Below are 17,057 nucleotides of genomic sequence, written 5' to 3'. Positions count from 1 at the left end.
TTTTCTGCCTTTGGACATAGTATCATAAGTGATATGTAAGTCTAATGGAGGAGAATATGTTAGAAGCAGTTAAGTCAGTCAGCAGAGAAGTAAAACATGTTGAGAGAAGGGGAGATGTTCTTGCGCTTGTTTCAGATTATGGCACGCTTTTCTTAGAGTCTAAGACTGAGACAATAGTTCGCGCCACATTTTCAACTCAGAACAAAAGATCCGACAAGGAAAAGCCAGGTGTTATCTACGATAGCTCTTTTTCCGATTGGACCTATGAAGAAGACGACGATGAGGTCAGGCTATGCCTTCCGAACCTCACGGTACATGTTAAAAGAGCTACCTCAGCCATCAGCTATTACGACAACGAAAAGGGGTTGATCTTCACAGAGAATCAGGATGATCCCAGAGACTTTGAGGAATTTGACACCTACCGTCTTGCAGATGTGGAGCAGAAGACCAGAACCATACAGACTGCAGATGGTGTAAAAGAGGTTGTGGAGGAACCCCTTAATGTCTTTGCAGGAAAGAACTACCATGTCCGCCTACATTTTGACCTTCAGGAGGAGGCACTGTACGGCCTTGGGCAGCAGGAGAAGGGCTTTGGTTCCCTTCGCGGCAGGACACTCTATATCCACCAGGCCAACAGGAAGATTGCAGCTTCTCTATTTACATCCACAAAGGGCTACGGAATCCTGGTTGATACCTACAGCCCCATGATCTTTAATGACAATCACAACGGCACCTACATATATGTGGAAGCTGATCAGGAGCTTGATTATTATTTCATTGCTGGAGAATTAGGCACAGGGAATAGTAGAGAAACATCCGCTGCCACTTGTCACACCACAGCCATGAACAATGTTATAAAAGGCTATCGTCTCCTGACTGGAAAGGCAGCTCTTTTACCCAAGTGGGCCTTTGGCTATGTTCAGTCCCAGGAGCGCTACGAGACTCAGGAGGAAATCCTTGAGGTGGCACGCAGGTGCAGAGAAGAGGGCTTTGGCCTTGACTGCATCGTTCTTGACTGGATGAGTTGGAAGGACAATGAATGGGGGCAGAAATCCTACGATGAAGCAAGATTCCCAGAGCCATCCAAGATGATCAGTGAGCTTCATGATGAGAACGTTCATTTCATGATCTCCATCTGGCCCACCATGGCTACTGGCACTGACAATCACAACGAATTTGCAAAAAGAAATCTCTTTTTACCGGCTTGCACAGTGTATAACGCCCTCAGTAAAGAGGCAAGAGAGCTTTACTTTGAGCAGCTTAAGAGAACTCACTTTAGTTACGGCACTGATGCCTGGTGGTGTGATAGCAGCGAGCCCATAACTCCTGAGTGGAATCATAGCTTCAGGATGGAAGAGGGAACTCTTTTTCAGGACTTCTGCAAGGAAATGGGACTTCGCGTTCCCTATGAATATACCAATAGTTATCCGCTGTACCATGCCATGGGCATTTATGAGAACCAGAGGAAGGCCATGGCAGAGGGCATGGGGCCTGAGAAAAGAGTCTGCAACTTAACCCGTAGCTCTTTTACCGGACAGCAAAGATACGGAACCGTCATGTGGTCTGGAGATACGGCGGCAAGCTGGGAGACGCTCCAGGATCAGGTGGCAATTGGACTGCACTTTAGCGCTTCCGGAATGCCTTTCTGGACCATGGACATCGGGGCATTCTTTGTTAAAAAATCCAATACCTGGTACTGGAACGGCAGGTACGATGCCTGTGCAGATAATAAGGGCTACTGCGAGCTCTACGTTCGCTGGTATCAGTTCGGAGCCTTCCTTCCAATGTTCAGGGCCCACGGCACAGACTTTAGAAGAGAGCCCTGGACCTTCGAGGGCAAGTTTAAGGAGGCACTTCGCAAGACCAATAAGCTTAGATACAGCCTGATGCCTTACATCTACTCCGAGGCAGGCAAGGTCTGGCGCGATGATAACTCCATGATCAAATTCCTTGCCTTTGACTTTGGACAGGATAAAAAGACCTGGAACATCACTGATCAGTTCATGTTTGGCGATAGCCTCATGGTCTGCCCAGTGCTTAAGCCTATGTATTATGACCAGGAAGGCCAGGAGCTTAGAGACGTGCCTAAGGCTAGACGCGTTTACTTCCCAGAAGGCTGCGACTGGTACGACTTCTATACAGGCGAGAAGTACGAGGGCGGCAGCAGTGCTGATGTAGAAGCTCCTCTTGACGTAATCCCAGTTTTTGTCCGTGGTGGAAGCCTTGTTCCGGTTAGAGAGCCAGCTCTTTCTACAAAGGAGCAGACTGGCGCCATTGAATACAAGCGCTTTGCAGAAGACGGCGCCACAGCCACCTACACCTTCTATGATGACGACGGCGATGGCTACGATTACGAATCCGGCAACTACACCTACAAAGAAGTGAGCTACGGGGACGGGGTTAGTGGATCATTTCAATAAATTCCAGGATAACCAACCATCTATGTTGTGGACAAGGGACGCCACCCTTGACGGAACCTGCTGGAAACGCATGTCAGGTTTTGCCGACGGTGAAGATGATGGGAACAGCTAAATGGCACACCGTCGCGTAACAGCATTGTAGCGTTTCCACCAGAACCCGTAAAGGGCAAGCCCTGCTAAAGCAGTGGCTAGTTATAACCTCCTGCTCAGAATCTAAGAACAATCGGTAGGAAACAACACAAAAAAAGCCGTAACCCAAACGGGTTACGGCAAAGCTGCTGACGAGAATCGAACTCGTGACCTCCGCACTACCAATGCGACGCACTACCGACTGTGCTACAACAGCTTGACTTGAATCAGTCACAATTGTAAGTATAACAAAGCTGGTATATTTTTGTCAATAAAAAATTATAAAAAGTTATAACATTTATCAAGGCACAACCTGCAAACACTCTTGCGGGTAAAGGGGATAGACGATATACTAATGGTGCGAATTCTGCGAGGGGAAGAAGAATTTGTATTTTTGGAGGAACAGTATGAAAAAAACGTTTGGGGCTCTTGGGCGCATTTTCTGCGCTTTTCTTTCTGCGTCAACTATTCTGACGTCTATTCCTTTTACGGCCAATGCAAGTGAATTTGAGACAGAATCTGTAATAGAGGCTGAAGAAGTATTTGCGGAGGATGAAGATGATGGAGATGAAGGAGAGGAAGAAACACCTTCCACACCCAGCAAATACACATTCAAATATAGCGGCAACGTCAGCATAGACCCGGAGGAAGAACCTTATGGCATTGTGAAGGTTTCCGGAAAAGGCTACTATATTGCAGAGGGAACAGATTCAATAGATGTTACTTTTAAGATCGATCCCAAGTATATGCTCGCTTATGCTTCCGAAGATGCTTATGATATCTCTGCTACCCTTGGCGGCAAAAAAATTCCCGGTTCTGATATCGAGGTTACGGTTGAGGATGACCGGGTCAAAATAAATTATTACTTCGACGAGGATAGTAAGCATAACATCATACTGGGCAATTTTGCAGTGGATATCAAAACAGAAGTGAAGAAGACCTTTTCTTTTTCCGGTAAATGCGGAAATACCACTGTCATGACCATGGATACTGATGAGGAAGACCTCCTGGGGCTGACTCTGATTGACGGCAAATATTTCTATGGCTATGAAGACCGGAGCATATCAGCCGGTTTTCGTGTAAAAAACGGATACACCGTTGCAAAGGATGATAAGGGCAAAGAGATGGTAGAGGTTATGTATGGTAACACTGCCCTTAAACCCGGACAATACAAATTTGAAAATTATGATGAAGAGTTAGAGTTTTCGTTTAATTATTCTGATGTACTTGGCAAAGCCAAAAAAGTTGTGCTTCAGGATATTTCCATTAAGGTGACCTTTGTTTCCCTCAAAACTTCATATACAGTCTCCTTTGACTCCTCAAAAATGTCATTGGATACTTCGGCGACAGAGGATATGGATGGGATAATATATGAAAACGGCAAGTGTTACATCTGCGGAAATGCTTCTGAAATTTCCCTGCCCTTTAAGCTTGGTAAGGGGTATTTTGTGGCCCGGAATAAAGAGGATGAATTTGAGGTAAAGGTAACCATAGACGGTGTTGAGACCAGTGATTTTTCCTTTGATGCGGATGAAGAAACCTCGCAGGCATCTATTAATGTCAGTTTCCCCTGGGATGATCATGATGAGCCTATTATTGGAAATGTGGTGATAAGTCCTGTTTTTGTAACCTACAAAAAAGTTACTTTTTCCTGCAATTATGATCATATATCAGAAATATGTGTGGATGAAGACATCAATGTTGTTGAGGATAACAAGAAGACCTTCGAATGGCTGGAGGGTACAGAGCACAAATTTGACCTGGAATTAAAAGACGGATATGAAGTAACGGGAGTAAAGTATGGCACATCCGTCCTTAAAGCTAATGAGGATGATGATGTATACCAATTTGTAGTTACAGGTGATGGCAAGATCGAGATTACCACTGCTTCAGACAAATCACCTTACACTGTATCCTGGGATACCAAATATCTGACCCTTATTACCTCCGGACTTGGAGGATGTCTTTATATAGACGGTAAGTGTTATGTGAGGAAGGATTACAGTTCAATCAGCTTGTCTTTTAAGGTGAAATCCGGCTATGGCGTTCCTGTGGATGAAGCTGGTAATGCTGATGCCAATGTGTCCATAAAAGGCTCTAAGCCCGAAGATGTAAACTGTTATTTTGACGCCGAAACGAGCACTTTGGAAGTTACTATCAGCTTTCCTACAGATGATAAGACAAATACTATTCTGGGAAATGTAACTATAGCTCCTGTTATCAAGCCCTTCAGAAATATGGTTTTTTCATATAATTCCAAACATGTTTCTGACATTGAGATTGATGGCGAGACCATTGAATTGGTAAAAGAAGAGGATGGTGCTTTAAAATGGCTTGAAGGTACCAAGCATTATTTTACTATAGAAACTAATGATGGTTACGAAGTTAAGTCGGTCAAGTATGGCTCATCGGAATTGAAGCCGGATAAAACCGGAAAATATAAGCTTGTAGTCGGGGCTGATGCTAAAGTTGTTATCACTACAGGCTCAGATAAGTCCAACTATACTGTTTCCTGTAACTCAAATCTTATGACCCTTATCACTTCTGACGAAGATTATGAGCTGGATGGTTGTGTATTTGCAAATGACAAGTGCTATGTCAGAAAGAATGTCACAGGAGTCACACTCTCCTATAAGCTGAAAAAAGGATATTATGTGCCTTACAGAGATGACGATGAATATGAGTGTCAGGTCAGTGCTACAATAAGTGGTTCCAAAACGGACGATGTAACAACCAGGTACGATGATTTTGATGATATTATTACGGTTTCAGTAGATTTTCCTTTGGATAAGGATGGGAATCCGGTTATTGGAAATGTGGTCATAAGCCCTGTGGTCAGGCAGTATAAAAAGGTGACATTTTCCTGCAATTACAAGCAAATATACTATGTAGACGTAAATGGGTATGGCTCTGCCGATGAAACTGAAAAAACGGTACTGGTGAGAGGTGAAAAACCTCTGGTATTTGAAATTGAAACAAGAGATGGGTATGAAGTCAGATCGGTTACCTGTGATTCAAATGAGCTTGTGGCCAATGAGAACTTTAAGTACAGTATGACGGTTACCAAGGACACTACTGTAAAAATCACCTCCGGGAAGTTTAGCGGGCCTGTTTTGGATCCTGTTGAAGTTAAGTTTTTTTATAATAATAAAGAGCTTACTGAGCTTCCTTCCAATATGACGGTTATAGAAGGATTTGCTTATGACAAGAAGGCAAAAAAGTACTATACCACCAAAGCAACTGGCGGTGTCTACCACTATATTTATTTAGGGGTTCAGGGAAACGAAAAAGACGAGTTTGACAAGGTAGTATACAAATATGGTAATGCGAAGGTTGAAAACATATTTTGGCGTGATCATAACAGTGGGATCCCATTCAGTTATGTGGCAGCTGTCGACAGAAAGGATGTAAAAAAGGCAGTTTCCAAGGCTCTGCCAATAAGCATATATCTTTATATAAATATGCCCAAACATACAATCACCTATGATATTTCCGGCGACGGAGATTTTTGCGATTTTTATCAATATGACCCATTATTGCTATCTTACAGAAAGGTATCTGGTCATACAGAAAATGAAGTGCTGGATGGCGATGATCTGTATTTTAAAGTGGATGACAAAGATCTTCGCAGCTATATAAAGAAAAAGGTTACCAGCGTAACCTGCAACGGGAAAAAGCTCATTCCCCAAAATGATGGCAAGGACAGTTACTATGTGCTGAAAAACGTTACCAAGGACGTGGTGATCAAGCCGGTAATAAAGGCTTTGTCAGATCCCGATGAACCGAGCGAACCCGACGAACCCGGGGAGGAGAGAGATTACTATGAGGTGAAGATCTCTTCGGATGAAGGAATATCATCGGTAAGAGCGGTGGCAGACGGGATTTATCTTAAGAATCAAGCACGGGAGCAGGGGCGCTATTTATATCAGATTCCCAAACAGAGCAGTGTTAAGCTCTATGTTTCTTCTAAAGATAAGTATGAAACCGCGAAGGTAGTTCAGGATGGAAGTAAAGCAGTTAAGCTGAAGGATGGAGCAGTGACTCTTAAACTGAAGGCGGATACGGAAATTTCCATATCTTCGGAAGCCCTTTCTTATCTGTGTTACCAAAAGGTATCCGATAAGAAAGCAAGTGAGGTTGTCTGCGAGTCCGCAGCCCGTCTTAAAGCAGCTTCCTATGAGGTTTATGAGCTATATGTCAAAAAGGGTAATGATATTCTGCCAATTAATAAGGTTTCTGTTACAGGACTATCCAAACACCCGGGCTTTTCAACGCTTTCTTCGGATAAGAAAAAGGTGACCATTGCCTGCAGCAAAGCTGCCGACATAAAGAAGACCATATCTGTGGCCTTAAGCTGCGATGGGCTTAAAAAAGAAAAGAAGATAAGTTTTTCGATTTATCGCCCTATAACCAAGGTCTCTGTTCAGGGCTTTAAGAATAACAAGGCTTCCCAGACCTATGGAAGCAGTGTTTCCTACAAGGTTTCGATAGATAAAGGGGCTGATTACAGGGATCTTAAGTTCTTCTGCGACTTGTCAGGCGAGAAGAATGCAGGCCTTAGCTATGACCCGGAGAGAAGAACTGTTACAGTCGATACTTTTAAGGGAAACAGGCTTTCAGAGTATCCTGTATACTTTTATTTCCAGGATAGCGCCGGTAATATGATTGGTGATAAGTATACCATAGAGCCGGTTGCTGCCAAGTTTGGCAAGTTGCAGGCCGGGATTGTTGATATTACCAATGAAGGATTTACATTGGCGGCTTTGCGTCCAAAGGAGGCTTATGGGCTTAAGAACCTATATTACTGTGTATCGATGCGTGATCCTTCTGACAGGGAAGATGACTGGGGAATGAACAGACCCGACATAATGCAGAGATATGAAGCTAAGGAAGGCATAACAGAAATATCAGTTTGGCTTCCCCAAAAATGGCTCTTAGGATTTGACGATGGAAATTATGAGATAAGAATATCTTTATGTCAGTTCAGGGACAACCTTAGCAATAATTCGGGAAATATGGTATCTCTCAATGTTCTTTCAAAGAGCGAGGTATTAACAATACCTGTCAGTGGCACAAGTCCTTGTTATTATGAGAAAAAGCTTAAGCTAAGCCCCGGGACTAAAGCATTCTATTGGGGCGAAAAAAACGTGGCCCTGGCAGCAGCCTCTTTTTCCAAGGCTACAAACTGCAGGAGGATTGCCAGGGTAACGATTGAAGGTTCCTCCGAAAAGGATAAGTACAGTTCAGAGGATAAAAACAGTATCATCGGTATCGACAACGTGAATGGTCTTATAAGTCTTTCGGACAGTGAGAGGCTCTATCCCGGCAAGTACACACTCACAGCTTATCCTGTCGGAGAGGGCAAGGCTGCCAAATTAAAGTTTACTGTCAAAGCGCCGGTAACCGCCATCGAGATTACTTCTGCTGATACTACTATCATTAAGTCAGCAGGCAAGGCAGCCACCGGGAAGTTTAAGGTGACCTGCAAGTCCACCATACATGGCAGGGATTATAAGCCCACCAAGGCAGGGGTTAAGTACACCATTTCCTCTGACAATGAGGAGCTTCTTAAATACGTCTCCGTAAAAAATGGTGTGATAACAGTAAAGAAGGGCTATTGCCTTGACTATGACGAAGCCAAAAACCGCTTCACCGTTACAGTTTCCGCTACAGACCGCGCAGGTAAAGGCGCTACAGCCTCCTATGAATTTGTGGTGACACAGAAGAGCAAAAAATGAGAAGCCTTCAAACGGAAACTGAATTGTTTTAAATAAAAGCGAGTAATAAAATCATGTTATGCCCCTTATTAAGGGGCATAAATTCTATGAGTGGGAGACATGTTTTTATGAAAACTAATAACTCAAAATGGAAGTATCCCAGAACCAGGCTACAGTGGCTCTGGGACAATATGGAGGGGGCGAGGCTCCTTTATGTATTTGCAATAATTGGCACAGTAGTCTACAACATGATGCAGCTGACTGTGCCGTTTTTTTCCGGCCAGATCGTTGATAAGTTCCTGTCCGGAGAAGAGGCCAGGGGCTACCTTCAGACTCACATGGATGAGTTTGTAAGACTCCTTTTCCTGATGGTATTTCTTACTGTCTTAAGATGCGCCATTGTATATCTGGACTGTATGGCCTATGAGAAGGTGTCCCAGTCCGTTCTTTTCCGTGTCAGGAATTTCCTCTATGACAAGATCCAGAGGCAGGATATGAAGTTCTATTCCACCTACAGAACCGGCGATCTGATGACAAGAGTTACCGGAGACCTGGACGCCGTAAGACACATGGTAGCCTGGGTTATAAGAATGGTAGTGGAGGCCTTTTCCCTGGTTACAGCAACGGCTGTGTACTTCATAGCCATGGACTGGCAGCTGGCCTTCAGTCTTCTTATCGTGGCCCCGCTTATCTTTTTTATCATCTATGTGTTTAAGCTTCTGGTGGCTCCCATGCATGCCCTTCTTCGTGAGAAGCTTGCTTACATGAACACCGTGGCTCAGGAGAATATCGCCGGAAACCGTGTTGTTAAGGCTTTTGCCAGAGAAGATTATGAGATAAAGAAGTTCGATGAATGCAATACGGACTACAGAGATACCAATAAAAAGACAGCTTACGTATGGCTTCGTTTCTATCCCTTCGTGGAGACGCTGGCCAACCTTCTGTCTGTTATCCTGATCCTGGCGGGCGGTCTTTTCCTTATAAACGGACAGCTCTCCATGGGCGAATATGTGGCATTTTCAGGACTTATCTGGGCCATTGCCAACCCCATGAGACAGCTTGGTAACGTTATGAACGAGTTCCAACGATTCTCCGCAGCCTCAGCCAAGGTTATGGAGATCTACTACTCCGAGCCTGAGATCAAGGATGCTCCCGATGCCGTGGATATGCCGGAGCGCTTCAGAGGCGAGGTGGAGTTCAGGAACGTTTCCTTTATGTACTCCGACGGCAAGCTCCCTGTGCTTGAGCATATCTCTTTTACCGCCAAGCCCGGACAGACTATTGCAATCATGGGAGAGACCGGCTGCGGCAAGACCTCCCTTATCCACCTTATTCCAAGGTTCTACGAGCCCATTGAGGGAGAAGTTCTGGTGGATGGAGTCAATGTTAACAAGCTAAAGCTCTCTCAGCTTCGCAAAAATATAGGTCTGGCAACCCAGGACGTACTTCTTTATTCTGACACCATCGACGGCAATATCGCCTACGGTGACAGTGAGCTTACCAAGGAGCAGGTTCTGAAATTTGCAAAATACTCGGCAGCTTCGGATTTCATCGCAAAGATGCCCGAAGGATATGACACCATTGTCGGAGAGAGAGGCGTTGGCCTTTCCGGCGGACAGAAGCAGAGAATCTCCCTGGCAAGAGCCCTGGCGGTGCGCCCGGCCATCCTTATCCTGGATGACACCACCTCTGCGGTGGATCTTGAGACGGAAAAAGAGATCCAGGAGAGTCTTCGCAATCTGGACTTCCCCTGCACCAAGATCATCATCGCTCAGCGTATCTCAACAACCAAGGATGCGGATCAGATCCTTATCATGCAGCACGGCGAGATAACAGAGCGTGGAACCCACGAGGAACTGATAAAACAAGGCGGCTATTACGCAGAGCTTGTTAAGCTCCAGGCCGGTGCCTGAGAAAGGAGGTAGGAAAAATGGCAAGACGAAATACATATAAAGAAGACGAACTGTTAGAAGAGCCCTTTGACATAAAACATCTCCTGAGGGCATGGGTATATATCAAGAAACATGCGGGGAAAATGGCTCTGGCACTGTGCCTTTCAGCTATGGGAGGAGCAGCGGCCCTGGTGAGCCCCATTATCGTAAGAAAGGCCCTGGACGTGGCAATACCCCAGAAGGATGTACAGATGCTGTACAGGCTGGTTGTTTTCGCATCCTGCTTTTATATCATAAGCGTCCTTTTTACCACCATCAGATCAAGAGTAATGGTCAATGTCAGCCAGGACATTATTTATCAGATCCGAACTGACTTGTTCAAGCATTTGCAGAAGCTTCCATTCCAGTACTACGACGACAGGCCCCACGGCAAGATCCTTGTAAGGGTGGTCAACTACGTAAACTCCGTGTCGGATATGCTCAGTAACGGCCTTATCAACGTCATTCTGGAGATCATCAACCTGATATTCATTGTGGCCTTCATGTTCGCGGTGGATGTGAAGCTGAGCCTTGTGGTTCTGGCCGGTGTCCCTTTCCTGATGGTATTTATGTTCTGGATCAAGAATAAGCAGAGAAAGGCCTGGCAGGCGGTTTCCAACAAGAACTCCAACTTAAATGCCTACCTTCAGGAAAATATCGTAGGTGCGAGAATCACACAGATCTTCGCCAGAGAAGATGAGAACGCAGACATCTTCAAAACACTTTCCAATAACTGCCGTAAGACCTGGATGACAGCTGTCAGCTATTCAACCATGGTATGGCCCGGAATCGATATCATTTCAGTCCTTGTAAGGGCAGCTATATACATTTTCGGTCTGGTTATATTCGCCGGTGGCAATGAGACCCTGGGAACCATCGTAGCCATATCCAGCTACGCAGCAAGGTTCTGGCAGCCTATTATGAACCTTGGTAATATCTTCAACGGCTTTATCAACAACATGGCTTACCTTGAGAGAATCTTTGAGGCCATGGATGAGCCTGTTACCGTGGATGATGCTCCGGATGCCGTAGAGATGAAAAAGCTCGTGGGCGAGGTCACCTTTGAGAACGTATCTTTTTCCTACGAGAAGGGAAAAGAGGTCCTTCACAACGTATCCTTTACTGTTAAGCCCGGAGAGAGTGTAGCCCTTGTAGGCCCCACCGGAGCAGGAAAGAGTACCATCGTGAGCCTTATTTCCAGGTTCTACAACGTGGACAGCGGCAGGATCCTCATAGACGGTCAGGACATCTCCAAGGTCACCTTAAAGAGCCTTCGCTCCCAGATGGGAATCATGCTTCAGGACAGCTTTATTTTCTCGGGAACCATTGAGGACAATATCAGATACGGCAAGCTGGACGCCACAGAGGCTGAAATCAGACGCGCCAGCAAGACGGTATGTGCCCACGACTTTATCAAGGGCATGTCCGGAGGCTACAGAACAGAGGTTAAGGAGAGAGGTGCACTTTTGTCCCAGGGACAAAAGCAGCTTATATCATTTGCGAGAACTCTTTTGTCGGATCCTTCCATCCTGGTGCTGGACGAAGCCACTTCCAGTATCGATGTTCAGACGGAAAAAGCGCTGCAGCAGGGCCTTGACGCCATGCTGGCGGGAAGAACAAGCTTTATCATAGCCCACAGACTTTCCACCATCACCAAGTGCGATAAGATCATGTATATCAATGATGGAGGCATTACAGAGTGTGGAAGCCATGACGAGCTTATGGCAAAGAAGGGTGATTATTATCATCTCTATACAGCTCAGATTGAAGGTCTTGAAGTTGGCTAATTATGAAATTTATATAAAATTTAATGGGAACTGAATATGCCGGAAAGGTTTCCAATGAAATAAATATTCAAAAAAACGTCAAGAACACATTTTTTTCACATTTACAACACAAACTGTTCACCGCACATTTATAAACTGTCCTTATGAAAATACAGCAGATGAAACAGGGCAAAAAAATCATCATCAGCATGATTCATAAGGAAAAAATGTGTAAGGCTGAGGCCACTGTGCTCACCAACTATGAGGACGGCGTTTTGATAACTCCCGTATATTGTGACGGCGAGTTAGTGGATTTGTGCAAGAGCGCCAGCGTAGAATATGAGGATAGCATAACCGGTGCCAAGCATATTTTCAAAGTCGACAGACTTAGAAGTGTCAATTTCGCAGGTGCGGAATTCAACGTAGTATCAGGAAACGAGATCACTACAGAGAATAACAAAAGAAAGGCCGCAAGATACGAGATCAATGCGCAGGGAACTGTACATATCAATGGTAAGGTTCCTGCCAGTGTCACCATTCATGATATATCTCTTCGCGGACTTGCATTTATGACCGGTGGCTACTCCAAGTATAATCTTGGTGACACCGTAAGAGTTATGTTCTATAAGGACAGACATAACGGCCGTATCGATGTAACCGGAACTGTTGCAAGAGTATTCAAGCTCAGCGGACATGAGGCTGTCGGCATCACTCTTAACAATTTCTCCACAGACTATATCACTTACGTAATGAAGAAAAGAAGTGATAAGCTGGGAGTAGAGATTTCAGCGTAATCTATTTGCATATTTAATATAAAGAAAACCCGTAGATGTTTACTTTCATCTACGGGTTTTCGCTTTATTCTACGGTAACAACCTTGGCAAGGTTACGTGGCTTATCCACGTCATAGCCCTTGGCTGCTGATGTATAGTAGGCTATCAGCTGCATAACAACTGCAGCGGGGAATGGCATGAACATATCCTCCAGCTCGGGAAGAATAAAGGTATCCTCCTCTGCGATATTCATGTCCTTATACAGAGACTGCTTGGTTATAAGAAGCACATTTCCGCCTCTTGACTGAACCTCTCTGATATTTGAATACTCCTTGGAAGCCAGAAGTGACTGGGTAACAAGAGCCACAACAGGGATTCCGTCGGTGATAAGAGCAATTGTTCCGTGCTTAAGCTCGCCGGAAGCATAGGCCTCTGAGTGGATGTAGGAAATCTCCTTGAGCTTGAGGGAGCCTTCCAGAAGCAGTGAGTAGTCAAGACCACGGCCTATCATGAAGCACTGATCTGAGGATAAAAGGTTCCTGGTCATGCTCTTGATGAAATCCTTCCTGTCGAGGATCTTGCCGATGACCTCAGGGATCTTCTGAAGATCTGCAAGGTAACCTGCTACCTCCTCGAGAGAAAGAAGTCCGTTGAGTCTTGCTGCGTGTATTGCCAGGAGATAGAATACGGAAGCCTGGCTTGTAAAGGCCTTGGTGCTGGCTACGGCGATCTCCGGGCCTGCGTGGGTGTAAATGCAGTAGTCACTGTTATCGGCGATGGTTGAACCCTTGACGTTAACAATGGAAAGAACCTTGGCACCGCGCTTTTTGGCGTATTTGATGGCCTCTAAGGTATCGATGGTCTCACCGGACTGGGAAACTGCGATCACCAGAGTGCCGGGCTTTATAACAGGATTGGTATAAGTAAACTCTGAAGCCATGGCCACATCGGTGTGGATGTTGGCAAGAGTGTGGAACAGCTGCTGGCCGATAAGTCCTGCATGCATGGCTGTACCGCAGGCAATAACCACGATATTCTGATTCTCTCTGAAAAGTGAATCAGGGATCTGCTCCTCTGCAAAAGAGGTCTTGCCGTTAACGATATGGGGCTCGATGGTATTTCTGATGGCATCGGGCTGTTCGTGGATCTCTTTTTCCATATAGAAAGGATATCCGTCCTTGCCGCCGCGGCTGGTATCCCAGTCGATCTCCATGAGCTGGAGAGGAACCTCACGCTTCTTTTCGTCGTGAACAAGGATTCCCTTGGCTGAGAGGCAAGCTACCTGGTATTCGGGAAGGAATGCATACTCCTTGGCATGTACACCAAGAGCAGCCACGTCGGAAGCAAGAAGAGCGCCGTGCTCTGTCATAGCTACAACGATGGGGCTTACGTTTCTGATGGCGTAGATGTTGCCGGGCTTATCTGAGAAAAGAACCGCAAAAGCAAAGGTTCCCTTGAGAACACTTACAAGCTTGCGAAGGGCAGCTTCAGGATCACCCTCATAGAGTGTGTCAAGAACCGCTGCGGCAACCTCTGTGTCGGTCTCGGAAACAAGCTTGTCCTTGAGGTTGTATTCCTTGATAAGTTCCTTGTAGTTCTCGATGATTCCGTTGTGAACCAGGGTAACTCTTCCCTGCTGATGGGGATGAGCGTTGGCATCGCTTACGCCGCCGTGGGTTGCCCAACGGGTGTGGCCGATACCTGCACAGGAATCTGAAGGAAGATCCTCGCATACAGAGCGAAGGGCAGAAACTCTTCCTGCCACCTTCCTTACAACAGGACCCTGTGAAGGCTCTGCAAAAAGAGCAATGCCTGCACTGTCGTAGCCTCTGTACTCCAGAAGCTCCAGTGAATCCAATAAGATATCTTTAGTAGTTTTTTTACCGATATAACCTATAATTCCGCACATATGATCTCCGTCTGTTTATGATTTACATTCATGCATAATCACTAGTCATTATAATAATAAGGAAAGTAATAGTCAAATTGACTGATTTGACATATTTTTTACCCTAATGTAAAATTTCTACGATATGAAGATAATCACCTCTAAAAAAAGAAACTTCATCATACTCATAGCATTCGCAGCTTTCTTTTCTGTCTTTCTTGCCATTGGGATGATAGCAGCCGATAAGGTTGAAGATTTCTCGACATTGGAGCTCTCCAGCAGCTCTGTGGCCACAGCCATATCGGAGGATATAGGCAGGGCAGTGGCAGAGACAGAAACGGACGTAAATGAGATAGTCAAGACCATAAGCGTATCTCAGCAGGAGGCTACGGTGGAGCTTACCAGAACCGTTTTTACCGTGACGGAGTACGATAAACCGGTTACCAAATATGCCAGCGACACAGTCAATGTCAGATCCGGAGCAGGTACCGATTACGACAAGGTGGGCAAGCTGGCCTGGGGCAGCACTGTAGAGGTTACCGGAGAGACGGACAACGAATGGTATGAGGTATCCTTCAAGGGAACCACCGCTTTTATAAAAGGAGAATATATTGTGGATGAACTTCCCGGAACTCCTTATGTATTTGTGGGAGATTCAAGAACTGTACAGCTCCAGATGGCTGTGGGCTCCTCTGACAAGGCTTATATAGCCAAGATCGGCGAGGGCTACGGCTGGTTCAAGAATACAGCCCTTTCCCTTATTCCCGTCTATGCCGGCAAGGGCACCAAAATGATCATCAATTTCGGCGTCAACGATCTTGCCAACGCAGGCAAATATATCAGTCTTGTGAACAGCTATGTGGACACCTGGACCAATGCAGGCATCACAGTTTATTATGCCTCCGTTACTCCCGTGGGAGCGGGAGCCACTGTCACCAATGCCCAGATAGAGAGCTTCAATACACAGCTCCAGGCGGGACTTGATTCAAGAGTTCAGTGGATCGACGGATACACATATCTGCAGCAGGCTGGCTTTACAACGGCAGACGGACTTCATTACAACGCAGCTACATACAGAAGTCTGTACTCTTACTATATGTCTATAATAGGTTGAAAAATATGAATATTGTATTATTATCAGGTGGCTCGGGCAAACGTCTCTGGCCACTTTCCAATGACATCAGATCCAAACAGTTTATCAAGATCTTCAAAAAAGAGGACGGTTCCTATGAATCCATGGTTCAGAGGGTTTACCGTCAGATCAAAAAGGTGGACAAGGAAGCCACAGTTACCATAGCCACCAGCAAGACCCAGGTTTCCTCCATACACAATCAGCTGGGGGACGAGGTGGGAATATCCATAGAGCCCTGCAGAAGGGATACTTTCCCGGCAATAGCCCTGGCTACAGCTTATCTTGTGGATGTTCAGGGGGTGGACCCTTCGGAGTCAGTGGTTGTCTGCCCTGTGGACCCTTACGTCAATGACGACTATTTTGAGGCCATTAAGGACCTTTCCGAACAGGCTGACAAGGGAGAGGCCAATCTGGTACTTATGGGCATAGAACCCACATATCCTTCTGAAAAATACGGCTATATCATCCCCAAGGATGCCTCTGAGGTCAGCGAAGTGGACACCTTCAAGGAGAAGCCCACAGCGGATGTGGCGGCTGAATATATCAGCCAGGGAGCCCTCTGGAACGGAGGTGTATTTGCCTACAAGCTGTCCTATGTTCTTGATAAGGCCCACGAGCTTATTGATTTCAAGGATTATAATGATCTTTTTGCAAAATATGATACTCTCGCCAAGATCTCTTTTGACTACGCTGTAGTTGAGAAGGAGAAAAAGATCCAGGTTATGAGATTTAACGGTGAATGGAAGGATCTGGGAACCTGGAATACTCTTACAGAGGCCATGGTAGACAATGTCATCGGTAAGGGTATCCTGAATGATAAGTGTGAGGGTGTTCACATTGTAAATGAGATGGATGTTCCGGTTCTTGCCATGGGACTTAAGGATGTGGTCATTTCCGCATCTCCCGAGGGAATCCTGGTATCGGACAAGGAGCAGAGTTCTTATATCAAGCCTTTTGTGGATTCCTTTGAGCAGCAGATTATGTTTGCGGAGAAGTCCTGGGGCAATTTCAAGGTCATCGACGTTGAGAACGAATCCATGACCATCAAGGTAACCCTTAACCAGGGACACTCCATGAACTATCACAGCCACCAGCACAGAGATGAGGTCTGGACAGTTATTTCCGGAAAAGGAAAGGCTGTGGTGGACGGTGAGGAGAGAATGGTAGCCCCCGGCGATGTCATCAAAATGCCTGCGGGAACAAAGCACACCATCTTTGCGGAGACTGAGCTCAGACTCATCGAAGTTCAGATAGGCGATGCCATCAACGTACAGGATAAGATCAAATACGAACTTTAAATC

8 protein-coding genes and 1 tRNA gene are annotated in these 17,057 nt (G+C 45.7%); 7 read left to right on the top strand and 2 right to left on the bottom strand.

Features of this window, described 5'->3' with window-relative positions:
- The first annotated feature begins 56 nt into the window (after nt 1-56).
- Nucleotides 57-2,420, top strand: a complete 2,364-nt coding sequence (locus T359_RS0104790; protein ID WP_026516489.1) for a glycoside hydrolase family 31 protein — start codon at nt 57-59, stop codon at nt 2,418-2,420.
- A gap of 273 nt (nt 2,421-2,693) precedes the next feature.
- Here T359_RS0104790 and T359_RS0104785 read toward each other — a convergent pair.
- Nucleotides 2,694-2,766 (bottom strand) — tRNA-Thr (locus T359_RS0104785).
- A gap of 190 nt (nt 2,767-2,956) precedes the next feature.
- Between T359_RS0104785 and T359_RS0104780 the strand changes: the two genes are divergently transcribed.
- The 4 genes from T359_RS0104780 to T359_RS0104765 all read left to right on the top strand — a co-directional run bounded on the left by T359_RS0104780 (nt 2,957) and on the right by T359_RS0104765 (nt 12,757).
- The gene (locus T359_RS0104780; protein ID WP_026516488.1) at nt 2,957-8,287 is read left to right on the top strand and encodes a cadherin repeat domain-containing protein; all 5,331 of its coding nucleotides are present in this window, start codon (nt 2,957-2,959) and stop codon (nt 8,285-8,287) included.
- A 107-nt stretch (nt 8,288-8,394) separates the two neighbouring features.
- On the top strand, nt 8,395-10,179 hold the full coding sequence (locus T359_RS0104775) for an ABC transporter ATP-binding protein (protein ID WP_051544932.1): 1,785 nt from the start codon (nt 8,395-8,397) through the stop codon (nt 10,177-10,179).
- Between the two features lie 17 nt (nt 10,180-10,196).
- The gene (locus T359_RS0104770) at nt 10,197-11,984 is read left to right on the top strand and encodes an ABC transporter ATP-binding protein (RefSeq protein ID WP_026516486.1); all 1,788 of its coding nucleotides are present in this window, start codon (nt 10,197-10,199) and stop codon (nt 11,982-11,984) included.
- Between the two features lie 158 nt (nt 11,985-12,142).
- Complete coding sequence (locus tag T359_RS0104765) at nt 12,143-12,757, top strand: PilZ domain-containing protein (protein ID WP_026516485.1); 615 nt, start codon at nt 12,143-12,145, stop codon at nt 12,755-12,757.
- A 64-nt stretch (nt 12,758-12,821) separates the two neighbouring features.
- Here the strand turns inward: T359_RS0104765 and glmS are convergent, their stop codons facing one another.
- Nucleotides 12,822-14,645, bottom strand: a complete 1,824-nt coding sequence (gene glmS, locus T359_RS0104760; protein ID WP_026516484.1) for a glutamine--fructose-6-phosphate transaminase (isomerizing) — start codon at nt 14,643-14,645, stop codon at nt 12,822-12,824.
- Nucleotides 14,646-14,769: 124 nt separating this feature from the next.
- Between glmS and T359_RS21310 the strand changes: the two genes are divergently transcribed.
- Together T359_RS21310 and T359_RS0104750 are read left to right on the top strand one after the other, a co-directional pair.
- The gene (locus T359_RS21310) at nt 14,770-15,738 is read left to right on the top strand and encodes an SH3 domain-containing protein (protein ID WP_026516483.1); all 969 of its coding nucleotides are present in this window, start codon (nt 14,770-14,772) and stop codon (nt 15,736-15,738) included.
- 5 nt (nt 15,739-15,743) lie between these two features.
- Nucleotides 15,744-17,054 carry a sugar phosphate nucleotidyltransferase gene (locus T359_RS0104750; RefSeq protein WP_026516482.1) on the top strand — a complete coding sequence of 437 codons (1,311 nt, stop codon included), beginning with the start codon at nt 15,744-15,746 and terminating at the stop codon, nt 17,052-17,054.
- The last annotated feature ends 3 nt before the right edge of the window (nt 17,055-17,057 follow it).

Origin of the sequence: Butyrivibrio sp. MC2021, assembly GCF_000621605.1 — a bacterium.
Taxonomy (GTDB): Bacteria; Bacillota; Clostridia; order Lachnospirales; family Lachnospiraceae; genus Butyrivibrio.
The sequence above is the reverse complement of the archived record's forward strand: the minus strand, read 5'-3'. Positions and strand labels throughout refer to the sequence as shown.

What these genes read in the sequence shown, in the direction of transcription:
- T359_RS0104750 (WP_026516482.1), top strand. Translation starts at nt 15,744, where the DNA reads ATGAATATTGTATTATTATCAGGTGGCTCGGGCAAACGTCTCTGGCCA.
- T359_RS0104775 (WP_051544932.1), top strand. Translation starts at nt 8,395, where the DNA reads ATGAAAACTAATAACTCAAAATGGAAGTATCCCAGAACCAGGCTACAG.
- T359_RS0104790 (WP_026516489.1), top strand. Translation starts at nt 57, where the DNA reads ATGTTAGAAGCAGTTAAGTCAGTCAGCAGAGAAGTAAAACATGTTGAG.
- glmS (WP_026516484.1), bottom strand. Translation starts at nt 14,645, where the DNA reads ATGTGCGGAATTATAGGTTATATCGGTAAAAAAACTACTAAAGATATC.
- T359_RS0104765 (WP_026516485.1), top strand. Translation starts at nt 12,143, where the DNA reads ATGAAACAGGGCAAAAAAATCATCATCAGCATGATTCATAAGGAAAAA.
- T359_RS21310 (WP_026516483.1), top strand. Translation starts at nt 14,770, where the DNA reads ATGAAGATAATCACCTCTAAAAAAAGAAACTTCATCATACTCATAGCA.
- T359_RS0104780 (WP_026516488.1), top strand. Translation starts at nt 2,957, where the DNA reads ATGAAAAAAACGTTTGGGGCTCTTGGGCGCATTTTCTGCGCTTTTCTT.
- T359_RS0104770 (WP_026516486.1), top strand. Translation starts at nt 10,197, where the DNA reads ATGGCAAGACGAAATACATATAAAGAAGACGAACTGTTAGAAGAGCCC.